General features: G+C 42.7%; 19 protein-coding genes. 6 read left to right on the top strand and 13 right to left on the bottom strand.

Features of this window, described 5'->3' with window-relative positions:
- Window positions 1–95: 95 nt before the first annotated feature.
- The 4 genes from X939_RS0116835 to X939_RS0116820 all read right to left on the bottom strand — a co-directional run bounded on the left by X939_RS0116835 (window position 96) and on the right by X939_RS0116820 (window position 3,853).
- Window positions 96–851 carry a LytR/AlgR family response regulator transcription factor gene (locus X939_RS0116835; RefSeq protein WP_025764464.1) on the bottom strand — a complete coding sequence of 252 codons (756 nt, stop codon included), beginning with the start codon at window positions 849–851 and terminating at the stop codon, window positions 96–98.
- 7 nt (window positions 852–858) lie between these two features.
- Window positions 859–1,950, bottom strand: a complete 1,092-nt coding sequence (locus tag X939_RS0116830; protein ID WP_025764463.1) for a sensor histidine kinase — start codon at window positions 1,948–1,950, stop codon at window positions 859–861.
- A complete protein-coding gene (locus X939_RS0116825; RefSeq protein ID WP_131694802.1) occupies window positions 1,917–3,203 on the bottom strand; it encodes a hypothetical protein in 1,287 nt (428 codons plus the stop codon). The genes X939_RS0116830 and X939_RS0116825 overlap by 34 nt, the downstream gene beginning before the upstream one ends.
- 158 nt (window positions 3,204–3,361) lie before the next feature.
- Window positions 3,362–3,853, bottom strand: a complete 492-nt coding sequence (locus tag X939_RS0116820) for a hypothetical protein (protein WP_025764461.1) — start codon at window positions 3,851–3,853, stop codon at window positions 3,362–3,364.
- A gap of 343 nt (window positions 3,854–4,196) precedes the next feature.
- Between X939_RS0116820 and X939_RS0116815 the strand changes: the two genes are divergently transcribed.
- The 5 genes from X939_RS0116815 (at window position 4,197) to X939_RS0116795 (ending at window position 9,943) form a co-directional block, all read left to right on the top strand.
- Window positions 4,197–4,859: a lipid-binding SYLF domain-containing protein gene (locus tag X939_RS0116815; RefSeq protein ID WP_025764460.1), complete on the top strand. Its 663-nt coding sequence runs from the start codon at window positions 4,197–4,199 to the stop codon at window positions 4,857–4,859.
- Between the two features lie 327 nt (window positions 4,860–5,186).
- Window positions 5,187–7,061 (top strand): FAD-dependent oxidoreductase, encoded by a 1,875-nt coding sequence (locus tag X939_RS0116810; RefSeq protein ID WP_025764459.1) that lies wholly within the window; start codon window positions 5,187–5,189, stop codon window positions 7,059–7,061.
- Complete coding sequence (locus tag X939_RS0116805; RefSeq protein ID WP_025764458.1) at window positions 7,058–8,113, top strand: hypothetical protein; 1,056 nt, start codon at window positions 7,058–7,060, stop codon at window positions 8,111–8,113. Before X939_RS0116810 ends, X939_RS0116805 begins: the two co-directional genes overlap by 4 nt.
- Window positions 8,110–9,393 (top strand): glycoside hydrolase family 117 protein, encoded by a 1,284-nt coding sequence (locus tag X939_RS0116800; protein ID WP_025764457.1) that lies wholly within the window; start codon window positions 8,110–8,112, stop codon window positions 9,391–9,393. The genes X939_RS0116805 and X939_RS0116800 overlap by 4 nt, the downstream gene beginning before the upstream one ends.
- 175 nt (window positions 9,394–9,568) lie before the next feature.
- The gene (locus tag X939_RS0116795; protein ID WP_025764456.1) at window positions 9,569–9,943 is read left to right on the top strand and encodes a nuclear transport factor 2-like protein; all 375 of its coding nucleotides are present in this window, start codon (window positions 9,569–9,571) and stop codon (window positions 9,941–9,943) included.
- Window positions 9,944–10,076: 133 nt separating this feature from the next.
- Here X939_RS0116795 and X939_RS0116790 read toward each other — a convergent pair whose 3' ends face one another.
- From X939_RS0116790 to X939_RS0116765, 6 genes are all read right to left on the bottom strand, one after another.
- Window positions 10,077–11,987, bottom strand: coding sequence for a RagB/SusD family nutrient uptake outer membrane protein (locus tag X939_RS0116790; protein ID WP_198034440.1), 1,911 nt, complete (start codon window positions 11,985–11,987; stop codon window positions 10,077–10,079).
- A gap of 28 nt (window positions 11,988–12,015) precedes the next feature.
- Window positions 12,016–15,492 carry a TonB-dependent receptor gene (locus tag X939_RS0116785; protein WP_025764454.1) on the bottom strand — a complete coding sequence of 1,159 codons (3,477 nt, stop codon included), beginning with the start codon at window positions 15,490–15,492 and terminating at the stop codon, window positions 12,016–12,018.
- Between the two features lie 151 nt (window positions 15,493–15,643).
- Window positions 15,644–16,732, bottom strand: coding sequence for a FecR family protein (locus X939_RS0116780; protein ID WP_025764453.1), 1,089 nt, complete (start codon window positions 16,730–16,732; stop codon window positions 15,644–15,646).
- Window positions 16,733–16,865: 133 nt separating this feature from the next.
- Complete coding sequence (locus X939_RS22565; protein ID WP_025764452.1) at window positions 16,866–17,606, bottom strand: hypothetical protein; 741 nt, start codon at window positions 17,604–17,606, stop codon at window positions 16,866–16,868.
- A gap of 2 nt (window positions 17,607–17,608) precedes the next feature.
- Window positions 17,609–18,052 (bottom strand): DUF1569 domain-containing protein, encoded by a 444-nt coding sequence (locus tag X939_RS0116770; RefSeq protein WP_025764451.1) that lies wholly within the window; start codon window positions 18,050–18,052, stop codon window positions 17,609–17,611.
- A 76-nt stretch (window positions 18,053–18,128) separates the two neighbouring features.
- The gene (locus tag X939_RS0116765) at window positions 18,129–18,707 is read right to left on the bottom strand and encodes a Crp/Fnr family transcriptional regulator (RefSeq protein WP_025764450.1); all 579 of its coding nucleotides are present in this window, start codon (window positions 18,705–18,707) and stop codon (window positions 18,129–18,131) included.
- 291 nt (window positions 18,708–18,998) lie between these two features.
- Here X939_RS0116765 and X939_RS0116760 point away from each other — a divergent pair, with 291 nt between their 5' ends.
- Window positions 18,999–20,060, top strand: coding sequence for an endonuclease/exonuclease/phosphatase family protein (locus X939_RS0116760; RefSeq protein ID WP_025764449.1), 1,062 nt, complete (start codon window positions 18,999–19,001; stop codon window positions 20,058–20,060).
- 111 nt (window positions 20,061–20,171) lie between these two features.
- Here the strand turns inward: X939_RS0116760 and X939_RS0116755 are convergent, their stop codons facing one another.
- The 3 genes from X939_RS0116755 to X939_RS0116745 are packed head-to-tail and all read right to left on the bottom strand — an operon-like array spanning window position 20,172 to window position 24,408.
- Complete coding sequence (locus tag X939_RS0116755) at window positions 20,172–21,215, bottom strand: DUF4998 domain-containing protein (protein ID WP_025764448.1); 1,044 nt, start codon at window positions 21,213–21,215, stop codon at window positions 20,172–20,174.
- Between the two features lie 31 nt (window positions 21,216–21,246).
- Window positions 21,247–22,476: a DUF5000 domain-containing lipoprotein gene (locus X939_RS0116750; protein ID WP_025764447.1), complete on the bottom strand. Its 1,230-nt coding sequence runs from the start codon at window positions 22,474–22,476 to the stop codon at window positions 21,247–21,249.
- 21 nt (window positions 22,477–22,497) lie between these two features.
- On the bottom strand, window positions 22,498–24,408 hold the full coding sequence (locus tag X939_RS0116745; RefSeq protein WP_025764446.1) for a RagB/SusD family nutrient uptake outer membrane protein: 1,911 nt from the start codon (window positions 24,406–24,408) through the stop codon (window positions 22,498–22,500).
- Window position 24,409: the final 1 nt, after the last annotated feature.

The raw sequence follows: 24,409 nt of genomic DNA, 5'->3' as shown, positions 1-24,409 counted from the left end.
AAATACGGTGTATCCATTGGATAGTACAGACAATTCCGACGAACCGGTCTATTCTGCCTCCATAATGAGAAATACCCGCCCTCAATCTGTTGGGATTACCGATCCAGCCAGGCTTTGAAAGAAGGGGTACGGTCGGCACTAACTATAATGTCTTCCTCACCGGCAGGGGATACAGCCACCGAGAGGCGACCTTTGAAGTACGGTCTTATCTCCTGAATGGCATCCACATGAACGATGTACTTTCGGCTGATTCTAAAAAATATATCTGGATTGAGTGTCGTTTCTATTTCTTCAAGAGAATAATCAACGGGGAATTTTTGTTTATTAAAGCTCACCAGAAAGCTGACCTTATCTTCTGAATAAAAATAGGCTATCTCCTCGCATTTGATGGCACGAATATGTAGTCCATTCTTTACCAAAAACCGGGATTTAAAATGAGCCTCTATGGAATGTATGCCAGATTCAGTCACCGGTGCCAACCCTTTGGAAAAGGTCTGCTTCATTATTTCGAGTTTTTGAAAGCTATTTACAAGCTGTCCATACTTAACCGGTTTAAGCAGGTAAGCCACGCTGGTGACCCCGAATGCCTCCAGGGCGTACTGCTCATACGAAGTCGTAAAAATGATTGGGCAGGTTACGGATACTGTTTCAAAAATTTCAAAACACAGGCCGTCAGAAAGCTGGATATCCATGAAAGCCAGGTCGGGCATAGGATTTTGTTTTAACCATAATATAGCCTTTTCTACCGAAGAAAGGATCGCTTGTATCCGAATCGCAGGGTCATATTGTTGAACAAGACCTAATAGCCGGTCCGCAGCAAGATTTTCGTCTTCTATTATAATGATTTGCATATCTGGTTCAAGGTCTGATTAGGGGGAGGATTACGCTGAAATGTGCATCGGTCTTTTGTACAACTATGGGTGAACTGGCCAGGAACTCATATCTTTTTGTTAAGTTTTTTAATCCTGATTCGGAGCTATATCGCTCCTTCTTCTTCGGCTGTAAGTTATTTCTAACGGTCAGTTGCCCTGGTTCGCTCGTAAATATTTCTATAGCTAGTGGCTGAGAGTCGGAAGCTTTATTATGTTTGATGGCATTTTCTACTAAGGCCTGTAAGGATAGGGGAGGTAATAGGTGGGAATGGTAGTCCGATGACACGGAAATACTGATTTGCATCTGATCAACAAATCGTATTTTTAACATAAATATATATGCATCAATAAACTCTAATTCGGATTTTACGGTAACCAATTCCTGCTTATTAATCCGCAGTACGTAGCGATATACATCCGAGAAATTTTCCAGGAATTGTTGAGCCATGGCCGGATTTTTATCAATTAGTGAAGAAAGGATGTTTAAGTTGTTGAAAAGGAAATGCGGGGAAATATGGCTTTTCAGGGAATCAAATTCGGCCTTAAGATTTTGACTTTCCAACTCTTTGGAATAACTAAAGTTTTTTTTCCAGCGCATCATAAAGTAGATGCCAAATTGAATGGACAGGATCGGAACGGTGAGAATAAGCCCATAGATATTAAGGAGTAGGAGTTGTTCCTGATCGGGTGGAAAGCCCATTAACTCCGTTTTGACAGGGTAATAGCTAAGGTTGATACAAAATAGGGAGTATACGGTGCTGAGGAAAATTTGGATATAAAATCGCCTTGAATCGTAATCGTTCCAAGGGTAATTTTTATTGAGCCATACCGATATATATCGATTTCCAAACCATAAGGCGGCAATAACGCCAATGATCCAGAATAAGGCGATCAGATAGGAGCTAGGGAGGGTTGAGGCCATGGTAAGAAACGCCAGAGCGACCATGATCAAGGAGATTATGAGCAGTAATAGGATTCGAATTTTGTTCACCGAAATCGTGTTAAGGGTCTGTTTTTCATCGTCCTGGCTATTCAAATAGGCGCTTATTTCAGTTGCAAAAGCTTTACCTGTTTCCATGGAATATATTTTGGCTTTTCCTGACCGCTCCATACCAGAAGGCCCCAGTTTTTATCGTTGACATCCGACTGTCCTCCTAACAAAAGTTTTCGCCCATTTTTCAGGACTATTAAAGAATGCTGGTCATTTTTTCTTTCCACGTTCCGGATGTTGCTAAAGGGTATACGGTAGTAAAGTCCATTTTTATATCCTTCTAATATATCACTGCCCCACTGTTCGTCCAGATCGTATACGATACGACCTGAAATTTTTTCAGAATGGAGGCTGATAACGGATCCATTCAGTGCCTCTTTAGGCCTAAAGGATTCATAACCAGGTAAGGCGGGAGCTCCTTGATTCGAACTGAAAATAATTTCTTGGAAGTCCTTCCATTTGATTATGATATTGCCGACATCTTTGAGAAATATGGTGATACCATGGTTAGATTTCCCTACATCGTCCGTATCCGAAAGGGTTAGTCGGGAGCCATTTTTCAGGCGTACTTCAGAGCTGTTTTCATGAATACGACGGATCATGGCTATTTGCCAGAACGGAATTTTTTTTAGGCTGTCTTCCGTTTTCCCATCTAAAATGGAAGAAGTCATGCCTTCATCCTGATCCCATTTTATATAGCCCGTCAGCTGTCCATATCTAGTTTTTACGGTGCCAAAGAGGGGTCTTACAGCCGTATTAAGAGCGCTTTTGGGTGTCGGACTAAAGTCAATTCTTCGAATTTTCTTCCATTCGATTCGGTGCCAATTGCCAGCCGGATTGGAGATATAAAAATATTTGCCAATATCCTTATACCTATCATTGCCTTCTATGCGAAGACTACTCCCATTTTTTAATTTTAAAATAGCTTCCAGATTTTTGGTAGGGGTAATCGAAGCAATATCTCCAAATCGGCAGCTGTATCGGTTGGTACGTGAGGGATATTTGTTTTCCCATATTTGCATAAAACCCCACTCGATTTTTTCTTTTTTTTCCTGATCACTAAGATTCCTGATTTCGCTATTCTTTAAAAATTCCAGAGAAGGATTGTCTTTACGGACGGTCATAAATATATCTTCCCAGAATAATTGTCGGTTTTTTCCTTGTATGATACCGACCTTGGTGGTTCCATTTGTAAGGGTAATGGTGCCATAAATTAATCCTTGGAATGGGTTCGCCATTCCATTGGCGCCATGCAGCATCCATAAGAAAATGTGGATCACCGTCATGCGTCTCAATCGTAGGGATAGCCGGTTATTGTTTTCGGGTACTGAATTGAGCATGCGTCAGAAGTAAACTATCAGGCTTACAAGTTAAGGACTTTCCATTAGTCCCCGTGGTTATTGGCTCTCAACCGGGATATGAGTGGAGCTAAATGGCATCTGATACCACTGAATAATTATTTGAATCCTTTGGGCTCCGCTAATTCTGGCTAATATTCCTATTGCAAGGACTCTAAAGATTCCGCGTACGATTTTAACCGCTTCAATGACCATAAATCGCTCATTAGAAGTATGGCTCCTAATACTATAAAACCTACGGCAAGCCCCTGCAGGTATTCTGACAGTGCCAAAAGATAGCCGGTGAAGCCAGCAATTATAATAAGCCCCCAGGAACCCAATACTTTGTACTGGCTATTTCGATGTTGAAGAACTCTTCGTTTTTCGGCATTCAGTGCGGCTTTAGGGGACTCATGAAACGCCTTTGAAAGCGCTCCGCCAATCTTGGGGCGATTTTTAAGTGTAAAGCCTCCGTAAAATAATAAAAATAGGGCTAATAGACCTAAGGGCAGAGATAGTCCGTCACTAAAAGCAGAAGGCCAAACCCAGGAAATAAAGGTGGCCCCAGCGGCTAATGAACCAAGCAAAATCATCAGTTTGGCATCTTGAATAGATTGTCTCGTCCACCTTTCAAGGAGCTGTAAATATTTCAAGTTGATAGTTTACTTAAAGTTTTAAAAGCTAAAAATACTAAAACCAGTCGAAAGCACATTCCTGGCAAGGAATTCCTTTTTCAAACGGGATTAATTATTAGATGGCTCTCTTTAACGGAAAATAATTTAGTCCTATAAGTATTTATGGGATAATGACTTAGGATAATATTTAAATGAATGAAAGCCAGGGTTTTCAATAAAGCTAAAGGTCAGTCGTTTACTGAGCGGCAAACCTCAGCATTGGCATGATTATTGGACTTTGTTTCTAAAAGGGCATGCTCTACAATTGTTAAATAAGTTTTACCATCAACAAAAACCACTTATGTTATCTAGTAAATTAATATTGAAACCGTTTATAATGGCCATGATGGTCATTGGCCTACTCGCTTCTCCGCTTTATGCACAAGAGAAGGAAAATGAAAAAATCAAGGCTTCTATTGCCGTTCTATCTGGTTTTTCTGAAATGGAAGAAAATATTCCTGAACAGCTTTTGGCTATATCCCAAGGTATAATTATCGTTCCGAAAATGATTAATGCGGGCCTGATGATTGGGGGTAAAAGGGGTAAAGGCATCGCAATGATAAAAGGTGAAAACGGTGAATGGAGCGATCCCATTTTCGTTACTATTACGGGTGGGAGTGTAGGTGCTCAGATTGGTGTTCAGTCAACTGACCTCATTCTGGTGTTTAAAAATAGCAAAACCTTGAAAGAAATTGGTACAGGAAGTTTTACCCTGGGAGGTGATCTTTCGGTAGCGGCTGGCCCTATAGGCCGAAGCTCTTCAGCGCAAACCGATTATAAATTGGAAGCAGAAGTGTATTCCTATTCACGAAGTAAAGGATTATTTGCAGGCATCACGCTTAATGGAGCGGCTCTAGCCGTTGATGCAAATGCCAACTCTGCCTTTTACGGATCTAACTCCGATGCAAAAACAATTCTTTCATCCTCAAACAGTAAGTCAAGGCCGGTTATGGATCTGAAAGATCTATTGAACGATTTTAATTAAACCCTTTCGAAGCAGTTTGATTCCAACCATCCTTTCGCATCCATTCACAGAAGCGGGAGGGTGGTTTTTTTGTTGCCTTTTTGCGAATGCCCGGTAGGATCACCCTTTAGGATCACCCTTTTGTTCCTTAAGTAGATTTTACCTTCTCAAAGAAAATTGGAGGGGGCGGGCTAGATGCAATTTTAAGAGCTTACCTATCTTTTTAAGAAATATTATTTTCTGACCATCAAGTAAATTCTAGACAGTCATTGCTTTAGGGTTTTTCAAAAATGTATTTGATAAATATTTGACTTTCATTTTTTTGTCCCTTACCCTAATCATTGCCTGATGAATCTAAAATTTAATAGTATCATTTACTTACTACTCTTCTGGGCCACCGGAGTCCACGCTCAAAAGCTTGCCACGGTCTTTGTTGAAGCAGAAAGTTTCCAAAATAAAGGAGGATGGGTGGTCGATCAACAATTTATGGATGTAATGGGCTCTTCGTTTCTGATGGCACATGGAATGGGCAGCCCGGTTGAAAATGCCAGCACTAAGGTGAAATTTGCGGAAGCGGGTACTTACAAGGTATTTATACGGACTCGTAACTGGTCTGCGCAATGGTCTACGAAAGAGGCTGCGGGGCAGTTTCAGCTGTTAGTAGGAGGGCGAGCTCTGCCAAAGACTTTTGGCAAGGATCAACAAGCATGGGCATGGACAGACGGAGGAACGATAAAGATTGAAAAAGGAGAAATTGAACTCGGACTGAAAGATCTGACGGGATTTAATGGGCGCTGCGATGCTATTTTATTCACCAAAGATCTTAATTACCAACCTATTGAAAATCTTGATGAACTAAGTGATTTTCGCAACGATTATTTCGGTTTTGATCGAAATCCGAAAGATGCTGGAAACTTCGATTTTGTTGTGGTTGGAGGGGGAATGGCTGGGACCTGCGCTGCCATTTCTGCTGCGCGCAATGGTGTTAAGGTAGCGCTGGTGCAAAACAGGCCGGTGCTAGGGGGGAATAATAGTTCGGAAGTGAGAGTACATCTGGGCGGGAGAATTAATCTCGAACCTTATCCAGCTCTGGGAAACTTAGTCAATGAAATTGGTCCTGAGGAAGGTGGCAATGCGCAACCCAAGGAATTTTATGAAGACGACAAGAAGCTGAGGGCGGTATTGAATGAACCCAATATCTCCTTATTTCTAAACCATCATGCAAATGAAGTTCAGACAAAAAATGGTAAGATCGAGCGTATTACTGCTACCAATATCGAAACTGGAGAAAAGGTTCTCTTCAAGGCACCGCTGTTTGCTGATTGTACTGGCGATGGCACCATTGGTCTTTTGGCCGGGGCCGATTATATGACAGGCAGGGAAAGTAGGGCCGTTTATAACGAACCGACTGCACCGGAAGTGGCAGATAATCTGACAATGGGCGCATCTGTTCAGTGGTTTTCTGAAAAAAAAGACAAACCTGTGAGTTTCCCTAATATAAAATGGGCGCTGGATTGGGACGAGGAGAAGTCTGAGGAAATTACCAAAGGAGATTGGGAATGGGAAACAGGCATGGGTCTTGACATGAAATTGGATTTTGAACAGATTCGAGATTATGGAATGTTGGCGGTTTACTCCAACTGGAATTACCTTAAAAATCATTCTAAAAATAAAGAGAAATTTGCTCACGAAAGTCTTAAGTGGGTCGCGTATATCGCCGGAAAAAGAGAGTCCGTGAGGCTGAAAGGTGATTATGTTCTGATCGAACAAGATATGACTGAACGCAAAATATATCCTGATGGAACGGCTCCTACATCATGGACGATAGACTTACACTATCCCGATCCTGAAAATTCGAAATTGTTTCCTGGAGCAGCCTTCAAATCCATTGCCAAACATATCAAAATTTATCCATATCCCATTCCTTTTAGATGCCTGTACTCAAACAATGTTGATAATTTGATGATGGCTGGTAGAAACATTAGTGTTTCCCATGTGGCATTAGGCACCGTTCGGGTGATGCGAACAACTGGGATGATGGGAGAAGTGCTGGGTATGGCTGCCTCGGTTATTAAAAAAGAAAATACAACTCCCCGAGGCCTTTATCAAAAGTATTTCGACCAACTGGAAGCCTTGATGATGAAAGGGGTGGGTGATCCGACTCTGCCTTACGTGCAGGGCTATAATAATGGGGCGACATTGATGGAAATGAAGAAGAAATGAGAATCGCCTTATTACTTTGTTTTTTATATACGGGTTTCATCGGAACTGCTTCAGGGCAGGGAGAGGTCGCTTTTTATATAAAAATTGAGGATGGGGGTATTTTTGATGTAAGGACCATTCGAGATAGTCTGGGACAGCTTCAATGCTATGAAGCAAACATTAAGGCGCCGGTGTGTGAGGATCGTGTTTGTTATGATGTAAATATTCGCTTTCGCTGGAACTTGATTGGGCAGTTTGAAAAGTTTGTAATAGCAGCACATGATCCGCTCACGAAGATGGATCATGAGCCCTTTGCTCCGGAGGATTATAAAAAATTACAGCAAATCCTTTCCAATCAAGATCTGAGTTTTGTACACATTCCAAAAAATGAATTAGTTACTGAATCGGACTCTTCGGAAGTTGACGGATATACTGGAGCTACGAAGGCAACAGTTAAAAAAGAAGTGATTGAAGGAGCATTATACACCTGTTATACGCTCTGGCATATCGCAAATGGAGAGGTAGTCGATGCGATCAGACAGCATACCCACAAATCTCTGAACAGGGATTTAATCAAAAAAATGCTCAGTGATGAAAATCAGTTCGTGCATTATTATTTGATTAACTGGTTGGATAGCCAGCAGATGAAAGAGCATATTGATGATCTTCTTATGCTTATTTCCGAGGGGAAGGGGTATTTTAGCAAAAACGCGATTGAACAATTACCCGAACTACTTTTCGAAACACTGTCAGTGCAAAATTTTATTATTTCCCATTATAACACGCTGGATTATTATGCCCAGCTAGCCATCTTGAAAAAACTTAAGCTGGTGAACTTGGGTGATTCACTCCGGAAATATTTTATTTTCCTGATTCAGGAAGATAATGGCTTTCAAAACCAAAGAATATTATCACTGGTTTTGTCAGGAATCGGTAACGAATCTTTTACAACGCTGGTGAACCATCTGAATTCCTTAGAAATAATTATTTCGGAAGAGAACTTTTTGTTGATAGAAAAATTAGGCAAGAGATACCACCATGATACTTCCCAACTGAAACGCGACAATAAATGAAACTGGATAGGATTAACTTTATTTTAGGAATGGTCTTAGGGCTACTGCTGGCATATGGATTCTTGTCATGTTCGAGGCCCGTCAACACCGCTAATAGTAATGGCGTGCAAACGGCTCAGGTTTTTCCACATAAAATGCCTGATAAAAAGCCCGATTTTCCAATGAGCATCGCTACAGCGCGTATGTTTGACTACCCCGCTCCCAGGGCACAAGACAATGAACTTTTCTCTCAATTCAAATACACACCACTCCGGGGATTTGATTACAGACAAGGGGACGGAACAGTTTCTCGTCGCGACCCGTCCCGGCCTATCAAGGTAGATAGCTTGTACTATATTTGGTATACCAAGCGGGATACGAAGGTTCCTCCTATAGGTTCTGAAAGAGCTAACGAGGCCACCGACGAAATACCCTCTACGGACTGGGACCTGGCAGAGATTTGGTATGCAACAAGCATAGACGGCATAGAATGGACGGAACAGGGCTTGGCTGTGGAACGGCCTGCCAAACCCAAGCCGGGATGGCGTTCTGTATGCACACCCGATATCCTTGTCTGGAAGGGGAAATATTATCTGTATTATCAAGCCTTTGATGAACCAAGCGGTTTAAAGGGAGACTGGTGCCCGGTGTCGGTGTCTTATGCAAATTCGCCCGATGGCCCCTGGACGCATGGCGGCGATCAGATAATTCCGTTTGGAAAGAAAGGGGAATGGGATCAGGACGCTACGCATGATCCTTACCCAATCGTTTATCGAGGACAGATCTATATGTATTACAAGTCTGCCTACAATAAATGGCCGGAAAATCGCAAACATTATGCTGTGGCGCAGGGGTTGGCTACGGCAACCGATCCGTTGGGGCCATTCGTCAAACATGCGCTTAATCCAGTTTTGAATTCTGGCCATGAAACCACTTATTTTCCCTTTAAAGAAGGTGTGGCAGCCTTGGCCATTAAAGACGGTAATGAAAGAGAAACGATGCAGTATGCTCCGGACGGAGTTAATTTTAGCGTGGCTTCAACACTTTCGTTAACGCCAACCGCAGCTGCTCCTTATGCGCCTGATATGTTCACTGATAGTAAATATGGTAGGGGAATATCCTGGGGACTTTGCCATTTTATTAACGCTGGATCACCTGGAAAAGGATACTCTATTATGGCACGGTTTGATTGTGATCTGAGTCTGGATCTTGACGACCCACGTATGAAGGATACGGGGGTATGGCACAAACCTGAGGTCTATTTCCAGCAGAAAATGCACAGACGACAAACGGAAAAATAGACTTTTAAGCTATTTAGTGAAGTTAGACTTGAAATAACACCAGAATTTCTCGCAAATTAAAGTCCATAACATATTTGATCAGATTGTTTAGGAGGATTTTTTTTATATTTATTTGATGCAAAAAAATTGGATAGATGTGAAGGCCGAGTATTAATAATAATCTAAAATATTAACTATGAAGGTACATATCGCTCAGCATTGTGAAAATGCACCTAAAAAAAAGTTAGTACTAAAGCTCACGATATTGTGGGCCTCAGGTAATGTACCTGAAATGGGTGCATACTTAGCAGATGAGTTGGAATGGGATAATGTCGGTCAGACTCATTGTAAAGGCAAAACTAATTTCCTGAAAGAGGTGGAGGCATTGACAAAGTCGAAAGTTGCGGAGTTACGGATCACAAGTATCATTACCCATGGAAAATCGGCTGCGGTATACGGTGAAATGAAAATGATGGATGGAACTGCTCTGGCATTCTCTGATCTTTATGAGTTTACATCTGCTTCTGCCTCAATATTAAAATCGGTAACTAGTTTTAGGATCCACCTATAGAAAAAAGGAGATTCTGTAGCGGCTGAGCTTCTGGGCTGGAGCTATTTCTGAAGTGTTATATCCAAAAAAATAATCCCTGACAGCCGGTTGACTGCAGGGATTATTTTCTAGGTCAGCAAGTTTTTTCTTTAACCTACCAGCCTGGATTTTGTTTTAGATTAGGATTGAGATTAATCTGAGTCGTAGATATGGGCTGTAGGTAGTTTTTAAGAGAAAATCTACGGTTAGCCGCTAGTTCTGTTATCACAGCTCCTGGCTTAGTGTCTACAATTCCTTCATATTTGGAAACGTCTACTGTATTCTGTACAACATTAGATGCTCCGTAGGCGGCCTTAGTCAAAATGGGTTTGCCGGTATTTGGATTGAGTGCGGTTGAATATTGAGTTTCGTCACCTTCATACTGAATGTATACTCCACAGACCGGTTGGCCAGCCATTTCTTCTTGAGCGATGCCCCAGCGACAGAGATCAGAAATACGGTGTCCTTCACCAAGAAATTCCACGGCCCTTTCCCTGCGTATTTCTCCAAGCAATGAAAGCTGAGGGTAAGGCGCTATCAAGGCATGGCTAAGAGGAGCCACTCCTGCCCGCTCTCTAACCACATTAATGCTGTAATCCAGGTCAGCATCCGAAATTTCTCCCCCGCCCAATTCCGCCGTAGCCTCAGCATAAATCAAATAGATTTCTGCCAGGCGAATGTGCAGATAGTCAGCAGACTCCTGATTGGTCACCCTGTCATTGCTTTCTGTAGAGAATTTCCTGCTTAGATATCCTCCAATTCCATTCAGGTTAGGGAAGTACTGGTAGGTTGGAGAGGCTAGGGTAGTGATATCCGTATTATACATTGCTCCTGCATTAATTGAGCCCCATCCCCAATACCATTTTGTTGGAGCCATTACATTGGCGGTAATACGATAGTCCCTATTCTCAAATTCTGAGGTCATGCTATCATATCCCTTAAACAGGGGGGAGTATTGCACTGGAAGCCCATCTGTACATAAGGCCATATCCATAAGCTTACGGGTGGGCTTGGCTGGTTTACTATGGGTGATATTTACACCTCCTCTTCGAAGATTGAAATCATAAACACTTCTGTAAATAGCCTCGTTATTAGAAACCTTAGTCAGACCGTTGGGATTGGATCCGGCATCTTCCAGGTTAAACAGATAATAGGTGCTGGTGTTTTTGTACATATCCGCATTGGCCACGCCCCCCGCTGTTACTTTTTCCATGCCTTTCCATAAAGAGAATTGCTTGCCATCTATGATTTCCTTAGACAAGGATTTAGCCATGGTAAGATATTCGGTATACTTATTCGCATCATATCCGGCCGATCCAGCTCCCGATTGTGACCCATCACCATCGGTACTTGTTTTAACATACTTCTCCCAGGTGCCTTCATATAATGCTATTCGCGCCTTTAACGCCTTGGCGGCTTCTACAGTAACATGACCGTCGTTGGCAGTACTGGCTTTTGTAACACCAGCTTTGGTCATGAGTTGGATGGCCGCGTCAAGGTCGGCCATAATCTGATTCATTACCTGATAACGCGATGCCCTGGGACCATTGATAATTTCAGAGTTCGGATCGGTAACCTCTGTGGCGATAGGGACTCCACCATAACGTTTTAGCAAGAAGAAATGATGCCATGCACGGAAGAAATATGCCTGTCCGGTATAGCCAGCTATTTCATCTTTGTTCTTGTAGTCTTCCGCTTTGGAAAGAAATACATTGACAAACCTTAAAGAAGAATAGGCCTTATCCCAATATACATCGGTAGTATTGGCCGTATTGATCCCACTACCTTCTTCCCCGGCGGTAGCACTAATGTCTGAGCCAAAATCGAAGTTGATAGCATAGGTGGTATTGCCATCCCAGGCATATACCGTAGTATGGAGAAAGTCGGCACCGGCCTTTATTTCGTTGACATTTTTGAAATATGCCGCTTCTGTTAACGTGGCTTGAGGAGCCTGGTCAAGTATGTCGGTGCAGCCGTTAGCGGTAGCTAATACGATAAGAGCCGCCAATATATTTTTATGTGACATTTTTATCATCATTTTGATTACGACAAAATTAAAATCCTAAATCAATCCCAAACGAAACAGTACGAGAGTAAACATCTACGCTGCCTTGACCGGATCCGGCCTGGCTCTCAGGATCGAATCCATCTTTTACATTATGGAATTCAAACAAATTATCACCGGATACCCATAACCTTAAGCGCTCAAGACCCACTTTCTTCACCAAAGGGTTGGGGATGGTATAGCCCAAAATCATGGACTTGCAGCGTACGTAAGATATGTTCTGAACGTTATAGTCGTTAACTTTAGAGTAATTCCAATCGTTACGTCCACCATTGCGCGTCAGAACCGGAAAATCGGCATCCGGATGTTCTGGTGTCCAGGTGTTGCCCAAATATATTCTGTTTTGGTTGGTCCATGCCCAACGGAACGGAGCCGACATCTTATCGGTTCTTACCAGGTACTGTTGGCCGACCCCTTGGAAAAAGGCATTAAAGTCGAATCCTTTGTAGGCCAGACCCATATTAATCCCAAAAGTATAATGGGGATTGGCGTCGCCATAATAGTCTAAATCGTCTGTAGTAATGGCACCATCATTATTCAAGTCCACTTTGGCTGCGCTACCAGGAATTAATCGGTTGGTGGTTCCATTCAAGGGAATAAAAGAACCCGGGCCACTGTTTGCCTTATAGTATTCAGCTACGGCCTCTTCATTTTGTAAAAAGCCGTTGGTTCTATAAACATATATGGAATTGAGGGGTTTCCCTTCTATCACACTGTTGGTCCCGGCATTGATAGCCACTGTACCATTAAATTTGGTTACCTCGGTACGAGCATCGGAAAGGTTTACACCTATATTATACCTAAGTTCTTTACCTATTCTATCTTGCCAGTTTAGGGTAGCTTCGAAACCTTTTGCTACAAAATGTCCATCATTGGTAAATGGGGAACCGGTACCTAATGTGGAGGGATATACCAATTTCACCAGCATACCCTTGTTCTTACGTACGAAATAATCGAAGGATCCGCTCAAGCGATTCTGTAACAGGGCGAAGTCAACTGCCAGGTTGGTAGAGGCTACCCGCTCCCAGGATCTGTCGCGAAAAGAAAGTCCGTTAACCCTGGCCGTAAGGGTCTGGCTTGGTGTAGTGCCAAATACAGTCGTTCCCATGGCAATGGCCGAAACATAATCATAATTGCCTATTCCGGATAGGGAACCCAGTTCACCATAGGATGCTCTAAGTTTAAGATTATCTATAAACCGTTGGTTTTGCATGAATTTAAATTGAGTTAACCTCAAACCAGCTTCAGCACCCACAAAATCGGCCCATCTATTCTCTACGGCAAGCTTGGAAGAACCATCACGACGATACTGTACCTGTAACAAAAGGGTCTCATTGAAGTCGTAATTGAGTCGGCCGAGATAGGAGACTAAAGCCCAGGCGTTGGAGTTTCCACTGTTGTCATCGTAGGTAGCATCGCCGGTATTAATAGCGTCCAGATCGTTGGAAGCCATATAGGCTCGGCGGGCATAGAGATCATCGCTTTGCTCGATCTCGCTGGTTACCCCTCCCAGGAATGAGAAGTTGTGACGGCTAATGGACTTGTTATAGTTAACAAATGCACCATAACTGGTATAAAGATTTCTTCTACTCGTATTGGTTACCCATTGATCATTAGGTTTTGTTTGAAAGAAAATATTATCTGGCTTACCCAGTTCTCCCGCCCAGTCATACATGGTTACCATATTGCTACGATCGATATCGATACCATTGCGTTCTTTCACATTTGCATTGGCGGTGAAGGATAGTCCCTTTAGCGGTCTTACAAATCCCATGTCCAGAGTGGCATTACCCGCCAATCGGAAAAACGCTTCGGTATTATTGGCTCTTCCCCCCTCGATGAGGCGGGCTAGAATGTTGTTGGTTCCGAAAGCATCATAAAACTGACCTGCGGGGTTGTACAGTGGGAAGATAAACATATCCTGAATACCTTCTCCTACTCCCCTTAATGGTGAGCTTACCTTACGCTTATCATAAGAAAGATTGGCCTCCGCTTTTAGGAATTTATTGACTGTATAATCCAGGTTCGTTCTAAAATTGTACTTCTTTGTGCCATCATATACCACATCGATCAAGGAGCGGTCATTAGCAAAACCAAGGGAAGTATAGGTTCGGATTTTGTCTGTTCCTCCAGAGAAACTTAGGTTATGGTTTTGGCCCCAGGTGTTGCCATACACGGCATCAAACTGATTAGCGGTTGGGTCTAACCGTAGTTTGCCATCATTTCTCCAAAATGCCTCATTATTGGCCAGACGTCTATATTCTTCCTCTGTGAAAAGCCACCAGTTGTTCTGGCTTCCAGAGGCTATGGCATCGTTCTTATTCGCTTCGATATTCATTAATGCCCATTCCTGGCCGGAGGCCACAGGGAATCGGTTGCCGATGTAGTTCAAATGCGCACTGCCTGTATACTTTACCTGTACCTTGCCCGTTTCTCCTCTTTTGGTGGTGACCAATATCACCCCGCCAGCGGCACGGGTTCCGTAAATGGATGCGGCAGCATCCTTCAGTACTGAGATGCTTTCGATGTCATTAGGGTTGATCTGAGACAGTTCCCACTGGTAGGAGGCGATACCGTCAATAACGATCATGGGACTTACCGCATTAACCGAAATTCCGCCTCTTAAGGATATATTTGTTCCTTCATTACCTGGTCGCGAAGAGGAACGGGTGATTGTTAAACCCGGAATTTGTCCCTGCAGAGCTGCTGCTGCGTTAGTGGTAGCGCGTCCTTGCAGGGCTTCATCGCCGCTAACTTGGTAAACAGCACCCGAAAGGGTCGATTTTTTCTGGGTACCATAGCCTACCACCACCACTTCTTCCAACGACTTGGTGTCTACTTTTAGAGCAACATCGATTGTGCCAGACTTGGTTACAGTAATTTCCGTAGGTAGAAATCCAACATACGAAAATACCAATACAGAAGTTTCTTCCGGAATCTGAAGGGAGTAGCTACCATCTGTGCCTGTGGAAGTTCCTTTATTGGTGCCTTTTATGGCTATATTAACACCGGGCAGGGCCTCTTGTTTTTCGTCTGTAACCTTGCCCGTGATGGTCCACTGATACGACGCTGGAGCTTGATGTGTCATACCGGTTTCCGCATCATTAGCTAGTTTTAGCACAATCCGATCCTTTACCAGTTTGGTCGTAATTTGGTCGGGTTGAAAAAGCTCCTCCAAGGCTTCGGCCACGGTTTTATTCTGAAGCGAAAGGGTAACCAGACGCTCTACCGGGAGAGACTTGGGGCTGTATACGAATTTAATGTTCGATTTGGCCTCTAATATTCCCAGTACGGTTTTAATATCTTTCTGTTGGACAGATAAATTAACTTTTTGATTTAAAAGCTCCTGCGCACGCACCTCATAGCCGAAGGAGGAGGTACTGGCAATGGCTGCCAACATCAATTGAATAAATGAAAGTTTCATAATAGTACCAAGTGGTGCTATGAATTGTCTAGGTTTTTTCATTGTTTTGTCTTAGTTGGATTTCGAAAGGTTCAACAATAGGAGCCCGGCTTCATTGTGAGAGATGAAGGACCCTTTTGATAACTGGTTTTTGGGCTGATTTGAACCGGAGATGCTGTAACATCTTCGGTTTTTTTGGTAGCAAAATTTGTATTTACATAGGCATACGGTTCTTATTAATAAAAGGCTTACACTCTCCGCCACGTATGACGATCACTTTTCCGGTTACGGTTGATTCTGCATTTAGAAGTGCATTGAGTATATCGAGTTGGGAGAACAGGTCGTCAGTTCCTAAATCCGCTGTAACCGTGCAGTTCATGATCGCTTTATTCTGTACTTGAATCTCCACTCCGTAAGCCCTTTCCAGCTTACCCAAAATCGTTGATAGGGCCGTATCGTCAAAAATAAATGCACTAGGCGCTATGAAACCTTCACTTTTTTCGATCAACACGGGTTTGTCTACCAATCCGGTAACATATTCCTGTTTTTCGGGGAGATAGGATACTTTTTCGTTAGGTCGTAGCGTAAATCCCTCATCTTTAGATTCGAAGTATTTACTGCTCTTATTTGATTTTTCTACAATAACTTTTCCGGTAATCACGGCCACCTCCATCTTGCCTGATTCCTTATCCCGGTGAATAGTAAAACTGGTGCCCAGGACCTTTGTTACGATATCCCCACTGTATACTAAAAACGGTTTCTGTGGGTCTTTGGCAATGTCGAAAAATCCATCACCATCCAGATAAACGGTCCGATGCGATTCGTGGAATGTCTTGGGGAAATATAAGGTGGCATCCGCATCTAAGACAACGCTACTTCCATCAGCTAAATTTACTGTCTTCGGCGCTGAACCATCATTGATGACTTTCTCCAGGGATTCTATCTCTTCTTTAGAAATAACCTCAGCGGGGAAGCTGCTGGTTCGACCTAATTCGGTAAAGAAATATATAAATCCTAGCGTCAGAATTACAGAAGCTGCTAATCCAATCCGGAAGATGCCATGATTCCAATAGCTCACAGGACGACTTGCAGGCAGCGGGTTACGATCTGTGGTTAACTTTTCTACGTTTCCCCATATCCGCTTCTCTATCACAGACTTTTCTTCAGAGGTTGGCATATTTTCCGACGGATCTCCCAGGGAATCGTACCATATATCCATTGCCTTTTTTTCCTGGGAAGTAGTAGAATTGCCAATATAGCGCTGCAATAGAGCTAAAAAGCCGGTTCCTTTATGATGCTTCATCAATTCTTAATTTACGTATCAGTACCTTACTCGTACTAACAGGTAAATTGAAGAGGGGGGAGGCCGCAAATAGTTTTAAAAGTTATTAAAATCGTGCTATCAATTATTGATTTTCTTGGATAATATCTTTAAATTATTCAAATGACGAATTATCAGTAATGTTGAGCTTAGAAGAAGTGACTCCCCCGAAAAGGGATTTTTTTTCTAGAAACGTGTTTGCAAGGAAATATTTTGTTAATCTATTTATCTCTAATATATGAGCAAGATAAACAAGGGGGACAATAAAAGCGGGTAGAAAGGTATAAGGAAATTGTAGCACGGCTCTGTTGGGCTGATCGAAGGCCAGGACCTGAAAAGGAAGAGGAGAAGTGAGAATGGCCAGAAGAACTATGATCGTTAACATGCAAAAACCCAGAACATTCCATATTAGCAGAAGCATGGGATGGTTCAAAATGTTGATTCTTCCATGGAACAGGAGCCATAATAGACCGGTAATACCTATGAAAATATCAAAATTCCATCCTTGAAAGGTCATCACCTCGGGGACAAGTCCTTGGTGATATAGTTGAAGTAACACGATTTCTACTGGCAAACGTAGCCCGTGAATGGCCATAAGGAAGGGCAGGCTCATGGTGCTTAGCTCCAGTTTTCTATATGTGAATATGCCTAATATAAAAGCTGTCAGGATTACTATTAGTATCCTAGGTGGTATGCTGGTATCTATAAAAACCCTGAAATAGGCTAATAGACCAATGACGGTTAGCCAGATGAAGCTACCCGTTAGCACCCATCTTTTTCGACCCGAAGCCAGGTAGAACAGAACGATAGCAAGAAGGCTAATTGCGAGAAAAAGCACCGGAGTCTTAAGTTCCATAATTACTTGCCGAATTGACGTAAATGATGATCGGTATGCTTAAAGACTAATCTTCCGATTTGATCCTTGTTTAATTTGCCAAAAAAAGGATGTATCATTTCTGTCCTTTCAAAATGAGCGTAGTCCTCAATAAGGGCAAGCCATTTGTTTCGCTCAGTTTCCAGATCGCCCATATCGGTTATTTTCATTTGAGGATGCGTAGGCTGATTTTTTGAAATAGGCCGATCATCTTTCAGAATCTGTTTAAGGGCCAAGGATCCGAACAGCCTTCCTATCAGAAGGCGCTTGTATTGTCTGTGCCCCTGGGTCATTTCATCCGTCAGATAGCAATGTCTGACCATTTGATATGGTGTCATTTTCCCCCAGAGGGCCGTATCATGTTCACTAATATTGCTTATTCTGGCGAGGATAGCCTTACGGGTTTCGGGATCAAAAATAGATTTCATACCTGATAGTTATAGTGAATGACAAAACTAAAAGGCCCGACGTATAAAAAAATTGTCCTATGACAAGAAAATCATTTCACTCGGAAATTTCCTTCCTTATTCGGCTTAAGGAGGTATCGGTAATCCCCAAATAGGTAGCTATATATTTTAGAGAAACGTTTTGAATTAGTTCAGGCTTTTCGTGAAGCATATTTAAATATCTTTCCCTGGCTTGGTCTGAAATCATAGAGACACGCTGTTTTTTTAGACTGAAATAACTGGATACCAAAATGCTTCTGCCGTGCTCCCGAAAATTTCTTATGCTGTGAAAAAGTTCCTGGAATGATTCATAGTCAATTTGCCAGCAATAGCAATCCGTGAGTGCCTGTATATTTTCCCGGGTAGGGCTTCTTAGGAAAATTGATGGCCAGTCAATAACGATGTCTCCCGGGGTAAAGAAATGAGTGGTGATATCTCTTCCTTCCGGATCGGTAGCATAGGCTCGGGCAAAACCTTTCTCTATAAACCAATAATGGTTTTCTATGATGCCCTCCTGGAGGAAATATGAATTTTTAGTAAACTGAACACTAGTGAACTTTGATAATATAGTTTTCAATTCGGAAGTAGTAAAATCTTCCGGACTAAATATTCTATTCAAATAGTGTATCTCTGACATTAGAAAAATGGACTGAACGGGGAAAGGATTAACTTCACAATATAAGCATATTCTTAGCTCGGATAGGTATTCGTTGCATACATTTATGCCCTTGCATAAGTTGTATAAGGTCACCTAAGTGTTTAGGCACACTATTCTAAGACATTTTTCACCAGTTAAATTTGGGGTACCTTGGACAACCTGTGCTCCAAATATGCTACCTTGAACAACTTTTTAAGAGTTTGAGTTAGCGCTAGTAAAATATTTAGTGTTATTCTATAAAAAATATGAACAAGTAAGGAATTCTATTGGATGTATATACTAAAAATTTGTTTAGAAACATTGGGCGTAGTGGTGCTCCTGATCACCTTGATGCCGATGATCAGAAGTGATTACTGGACTTTCAGGGTATTTGAATACCCTCGGATTCAGAAGCTGACTTTGAATGTTATTTTGGTGAGTATTTTTGGTTATTATTTTTTGGAGACCAGTTTTGATCACCTTTTATTTGGAGCCTTATTACTCAATGCCTGCTATCTGATCTATCAGATTTTCCCATTTACCATATTTGCCAATACGGTTATAAAAAGAGCGGAGAGGTCCGATCCTAAAAACCAGGTGCGGATCGTATCTTCCAATGTATTTCAGGATAATACTGATGTTGCAGGATGTTTGCACATGTTAGAAAAATATGATCCCGACATCCTCCTTTTATTAGAGACCAATGAATTCTGGAAACAAGGGACGGAGGTATTAAAGGAAAAATACCCTTACTCTATGCTGATTCCTCAGGAAAATACATACGGTATGCTATTTTATTCAAGGTATAAACTGAGAGATACTGAAAAGCGGTTTTTAGTAGAGAAAGATATACCATCCATTAAAACTTGGGTAGAGCTTCCGTCTGGAGAGTCTATACGGCTCTATTGCGTACACCCAACGCCACCTGTTCCAGGCGAAAATGTCCGATCCACGGAACGGGATAAAGAGTTGTTACTGATTGGTAAGGAGGCTAAGGAGGCAGATGAACCCACTATTGTTATCGGTGACCTGAACGATGTGGCCTGGTCTCATACCACTCATTTATTCACTAAAATCAGTGGACTTCTTGACCCCAGGGTAGGGAGGGGATTTTTCAATACCTTTCATGCCAAAATGTTCTTACTGCGATTTCCTCTGGATCATGTGTTCTGTTCTACAGATTTTAAATTAATTAAACTGATCAGGGGAATCAATTTTAATTCTGACCACTTTCCAATCGTGATTACCTTGCAATACGAGCCCGCTGCGCATTTGGAGCAGGAAGAGCCTGAGGCAGATGCGGAAGAACAAGCAGAGGCCGATGAAAAAATAAGCAAGGATACCAATGACTAGTATTAGTATAAGAGTTTAGTAAATAGGAAAAGGCCTGCCCTTATTCCCTTAGGGGGTGGCAGGCCTTCTAACTTAAATCTGACCAACTACTGCGTGAACAGGACGTCTGGCTTATTCTTCCACTCCTTTTAAGGTAATTAGTGTTACATCCATCACATTTTTGGCACTAACCGTTACTGCCCCCTCATACGTTTTGGCCGAGCCCGATACTGGAGCGAAAGACACATAGATTGGCTTATTAACCACGCTTGTATCTAAGGTTATACTGGTGGTAAAAGGTCCCTTTTCCGACGTGCTAAGACCGAATGGAGCCGATGTAGACAGACTTACCTTGTCAATTACACAGTCGGTCGACGTGATCTGAGCCGTGTTGATTTTACTTATTACTTTACTGGTAACCCCAAAGTCTAATACAGGCCTTGTAGACGTCACCTCAGCCAGTTGGCTGCAGACCGGAAATACTCCTTCCGAAGATATAAGTGGCTTAAACTCGTAAAAGGGATTGATGGGTGCATAAATAGTTTCGGCTACTAACCTTCCACCTACTTCAAAATCTGTAATCAAGATACTGGAATTGAATTTTCCTAACATCACCTCCTTAGGCTTTCCTTTTGAATCCGTGTACTTGATGCGTACGTCCTGTAAGCCATCATGGCTTTTTCCAAAATTTACTAGAGCACCACTTTTCCCAGGCTCCCCTGATTTTTGAAATTGAACGGAGCTGATCTCTCTGGATAATAAAGTTTTGATATAACTATCCCCTAAAACGGTTACCAGGAGTGATTTTTCCAGAGACATATTGCCATGGTTATCCATTAAGGTAGCTATAAATCGATAGGTGCCCTCCTGCAGATCCAAGTCCACTCGTGCCGTGTCTTTACCGCTATGTTGCCTATTGATGACAAACTGATGAGACAAGGTGTTATTTAGGATACGGAGACTACCTTTAGCTATCTTAGGATCAGCGTTGTAGACGATAGAAAAGCGAACTTTTTCCTTGCCTGATTGGGTAATAATGGTATCGGCTGTGCCTACATAGGTGGCTTCTGGAACCTTGCTGAATTCACTAAAAGTATTTTCTAGTGAGGTACATGCCGCCATAAATATCAGCAGCACGGCAGATCCCGTCAATTTTAAAATTAGTTTATAGATCATGTTTGTAAATTTTAGATATGACTGAAGAAGTCTATTCAATGACTTTACCCCATAAATTAATTTCCATCAAATGAAGGAATTTGGCACCCGACCAATTTTTCTTATTGATGACCCGAATGTATCTGATAGGTTTGGAAGGGTCGATGCTTTCAAATTCCTCCCCTGCAGCAGCCTGAGCTACGTCATCGGCACTATTTTGTCCTAAAGGAGCTCCCGATGGTTTTAGTACTTCGCCATCTTCGACGAGTTTGGTCCATCCGATCATGGAGGTTCCATCGTAATTATCCGGTATTTTATCGATACCCCAAATTTCAAAATAGCGGGGATTCCCATGCGCAAAAATCCAGGTACCTTGTCTTTGCCAGAATTTTATTCTACTGATATTAGCCGTAACGCCCAGATCAAAGGAAAAAGCAGGATATGGTTCGGTATATGGTACTATCAATGCGCCGGCGTCCGTTTGGCTGGTATGGAAGCCGGAGCCATTCACATTATTATTCCAAAGGTTCTCAATAACCCATCCAAAGGCGTCTTTAGAGTCGTTGGGAATAGCGGGAACTACTTTCTTGAACTTTTGAATATCCAACAGTTGCTCCTTGATGGGCGTAACTTTGGCGTAGATGGTATCGCTAATATTATTCCATCGATCGATGGCCACTGCTGCAAATTCTGCTTCCGTGGGATCAAAACCCCGGAAGCTGTAGCCAGAGCGCTGATTATTAGAAATAAAGGCAGAAGACTGGTATTCATACAAACCTGACTGCCCATTCTTCTTTAGGATCTGAAGCTCTACTTGAACCTGGTTCTTATTGTCGTAGGATAGCCTCACTCCACCAAAATCCTCTTTTAAGGTAAAACTATCGTAAAGTTCATCAATGGGGGCTTTCAGAGGACTCACCGTCACCACAACGGGTTGTGAATGGTTGTTACTTCGATCGACTGTAGTAAGCGTAACCTCCAGTTGCTGACCCGATTTTAGACCATCCAGACTTATCATATTCTTATAGACCGAGGAGGTTTTGGTGATCTTGATATCTCCACGTACAAAGCTCGCTTCAACACGCAAAAGATCTGGATCTGAGGGCAGTACATACACCAGTTCTGCCCCTCCCGGGGTGTTTTTTACCAAAACCTCCGAAACCGGGGCTGGGGGAGTATTGTCTTTTTCTATTGGACCTCTGCTGTTTTCTTCGCCGCAGGCGAGCAGCATGGCGACCATTAAAAGCGTAGAAATTCGCTTAAGATTTTCATATAGTTTCATAATGCTTGATCGTTTAATGATTTACCAGCCAGGATTTTGAACCAGATTAGGGTTGGCAAGGATATCCGATTCGGACAATGGCCAGAGATAGTCCCTGCTTGAAAATTGATACCGGCCCGACACGATTATATTATAATAACTTTCCGTGTCTTCACCCTGTATATTCCATCCCCTGATCGTTGAGTTCATCAGGGCCTCTGCCTTTTTCCATCTGCGCAAATCCCAAAACCGTTGACCTTCAAAACATAGTTCTATCATGCGCTCCTGATGAATTATCTCGCGCAATCCCTCTTTATTTAAGGGTTTTGCGCTGGAGATGGAAAAATCTCTCCATGAATCCACAACGCCTTTTAAGCCTGCCCGCTCCCTGATCTTATCAATCCATACATGAGCCTCTGCCGTCTGACCAATTTCGTTAAGCGATTCTGCATAGAGCAGATACAGGTCGGCAAGGCGGATAATAGGAAAGGGATAGCGCTCAGCGGAATAGCCGCTATTAGGAGCACTTTGTACCGCCTCATAATGCACCAGTTTTTTTGTAAAATAACCTGACAGAGAATAGCGTGTAGCATCTAGTATACCTGCTCTCTGACCCTTTTTGGCTTCCACGAAAAATGAATTTTTTTCTGTTTGACCATGACCTTCCCAGATGCCGTTATCAAAGCCTAAGAAACCGTAGAAACGAGGTTCCCGATTATAGTTAAGATTGGCCGTGATCTTCCCTTCTTTAATATAATGTTTATGATCTTCCTTTGCTGTACTGGTCTGATACCGGTTAGCATAATTGTAGGTTTTGTCTTCCGAAATAGGTACCCCATGGCTGGAGTAAAACATTTCGGCAATGCGAAGGGGGGGCGACCAGTAAGAGCTGGTACTTTCACGGCTTTCTGCCGTCAGCAAAGGGTTTATTTTTGCTTGGGCACGCCCCTGAAATCCTGGAGTGAAGGTGCTGTTAGACCCTCCCCAGAGCAATTCGTTATTCCAAGGCTCTGTGAGTGCCCCTCGCACCGTTAATTTGGTATAGGTAGAGTCACTAGAACCCGGCATTTCATTTTTGTCGAACCGAAAAAGATGGTGGCCATTACCCTCTGCTATTTCGATAGCCTGCTTACAGGCCTCAGCGGCCTTGGTCCATTTGGATTCATCATAAGCAGTTGAAAACAGCTGAGTCCCATCCTTATTGGTGAAGGCCGCATAATCGGTATTTCCATTAAACATCGGACTGGCGGCCGTAACGAGAACTCTGGCTTTTAAAGCATAGGCTGCCACCTTGGTAAGTCGGCCTAGTTCGGCTCCGACATCCGTGATGGTAAGGGGTAGTTCGGGGTTTTCTATAGCCTCGTCTAGTAATGAAATGATATAGTCTGTAACCTGATCTACCGGGTCTCTGGATACCCGAACTGCCTCCAGCCCTTCACTTACCTCAATATTTCGACGAATGATGGGTATTGGCCCATACATACGCATCAGATAGAAATGGAAATAGGCCTTTAATATTTTTGCTTCGGCCGTCCATCGTTCCTGTTCGCTGGGCAATATGTCAAAAGGCTTGTCTACATTTTCCAGGAAAATATTGCAATCCCGAAGCGCTATAAATAAATTACTGACACTCCCTGTGTTACCCCAGTATCCTAATAAAGGGGCGACCTTATTTTGGCCACCTCGTGAAAGTATGTGGCCTGCCCAGTTTCTGGAGATATTTTCATTTACAGCAATCTCGTCACTGGCTGTAAATGCAGGGTTCAAATCCGATACGAACGGGGGTAAATAATTGTATAGTGTCGCCAAAAAGCGTTCAGCGTTGTCTCTGGTTTCGAAGGCCTCTTCGATGACGGCAATATTGCTGGGCACTACATCCAGGAATTTTCCGCAGGATCCGCCCGTCAGACTTATTAGTAGGGCGAGAAATACTGTTTTATATCTGTTAAACATA

It is taken from the genome of Dyadobacter tibetensis Y620-1, assembly GCF_000566685.1.
Taxonomy (GTDB): domain Bacteria; phylum Bacteroidota; class Bacteroidia; order Cytophagales; family Spirosomataceae; genus Dyadobacter; species Dyadobacter tibetensis.
This window is presented reverse-complemented; position numbering and strand designations above follow the sequence as displayed.

What these genes read in the sequence shown, in the direction of transcription:
- X939_RS0116805 (WP_025764458.1), top strand. Translation starts at nt 7,058, where the DNA reads ATGAGAATCGCCTTATTACTTTGTTTTTTATATACGGGTTTCATCGGA.
- X939_RS0116835 (WP_025764464.1), bottom strand. Translation starts at nt 851, where the DNA reads ATGCAAATCATTATAATAGAAGACGAAAATCTTGCTGCGGACCGGCTA.
- X939_RS0116760 (WP_025764449.1), top strand. Translation starts at nt 18,999, where the DNA reads ATGTATATACTAAAAATTTGTTTAGAAACATTGGGCGTAGTGGTGCTC.
- X939_RS0116755 (WP_025764448.1), bottom strand. Translation starts at nt 21,215, where the DNA reads ATGATCTATAAACTAATTTTAAAATTGACGGGATCTGCCGTGCTGCTG.
- X939_RS0116825 (WP_131694802.1), bottom strand. Translation starts at nt 3,203, where the DNA reads ATGCTCAATTCAGTACCCGAAAACAATAACCGGCTATCCCTACGATTG.
- X939_RS0116750 (WP_025764447.1), bottom strand. Translation starts at nt 22,476, where the DNA reads ATGAAACTATATGAAAATCTTAAGCGAATTTCTACGCTTTTAATGGTC.
- X939_RS0116780 (WP_025764453.1), bottom strand. Translation starts at nt 16,732, where the DNA reads ATGAAGCATCATAAAGGAACCGGCTTTTTAGCTCTATTGCAGCGCTAT.
- X939_RS0116800 (WP_025764457.1), top strand. Translation starts at nt 8,110, where the DNA reads ATGAAACTGGATAGGATTAACTTTATTTTAGGAATGGTCTTAGGGCTA.
- X939_RS0116765 (WP_025764450.1), bottom strand. Translation starts at nt 18,707, where the DNA reads ATGTCAGAGATACACTATTTGAATAGAATATTTAGTCCGGAAGATTTT.
- X939_RS0116795 (WP_025764456.1), top strand. Translation starts at nt 9,569, where the DNA reads ATGAAGGTACATATCGCTCAGCATTGTGAAAATGCACCTAAAAAAAAG.
- X939_RS0116790 (WP_198034440.1), bottom strand. Translation starts at nt 11,987, where the DNA reads ATGTCACATAAAAATATATTGGCGGCTCTTATCGTATTAGCTACCGCT.
- X939_RS22565 (WP_025764452.1), bottom strand. Translation starts at nt 17,606, where the DNA reads ATGGAACTTAAGACTCCGGTGCTTTTTCTCGCAATTAGCCTTCTTGCT.
- X939_RS0116830 (WP_025764463.1), bottom strand. Translation starts at nt 1,950, where the DNA reads ATGGAAACAGGTAAAGCTTTTGCAACTGAAATAAGCGCCTATTTGAAT.
- X939_RS0116785 (WP_025764454.1), bottom strand. Translation starts at nt 15,492, where the DNA reads ATGAAAAAACCTAGACAATTCATAGCACCACTTGGTACTATTATGAAA.
- X939_RS0116810 (WP_025764459.1), top strand. Translation starts at nt 5,187, where the DNA reads ATGAATCTAAAATTTAATAGTATCATTTACTTACTACTCTTCTGGGCC.
- X939_RS0116770 (WP_025764451.1), bottom strand. Translation starts at nt 18,052, where the DNA reads ATGAAATCTATTTTTGATCCCGAAACCCGTAAGGCTATCCTCGCCAGA.
- X939_RS0116745 (WP_025764446.1), bottom strand. Translation starts at nt 24,408, where the DNA reads ATGTTTAACAGATATAAAACAGTATTTCTCGCCCTACTAATAAGTCTG.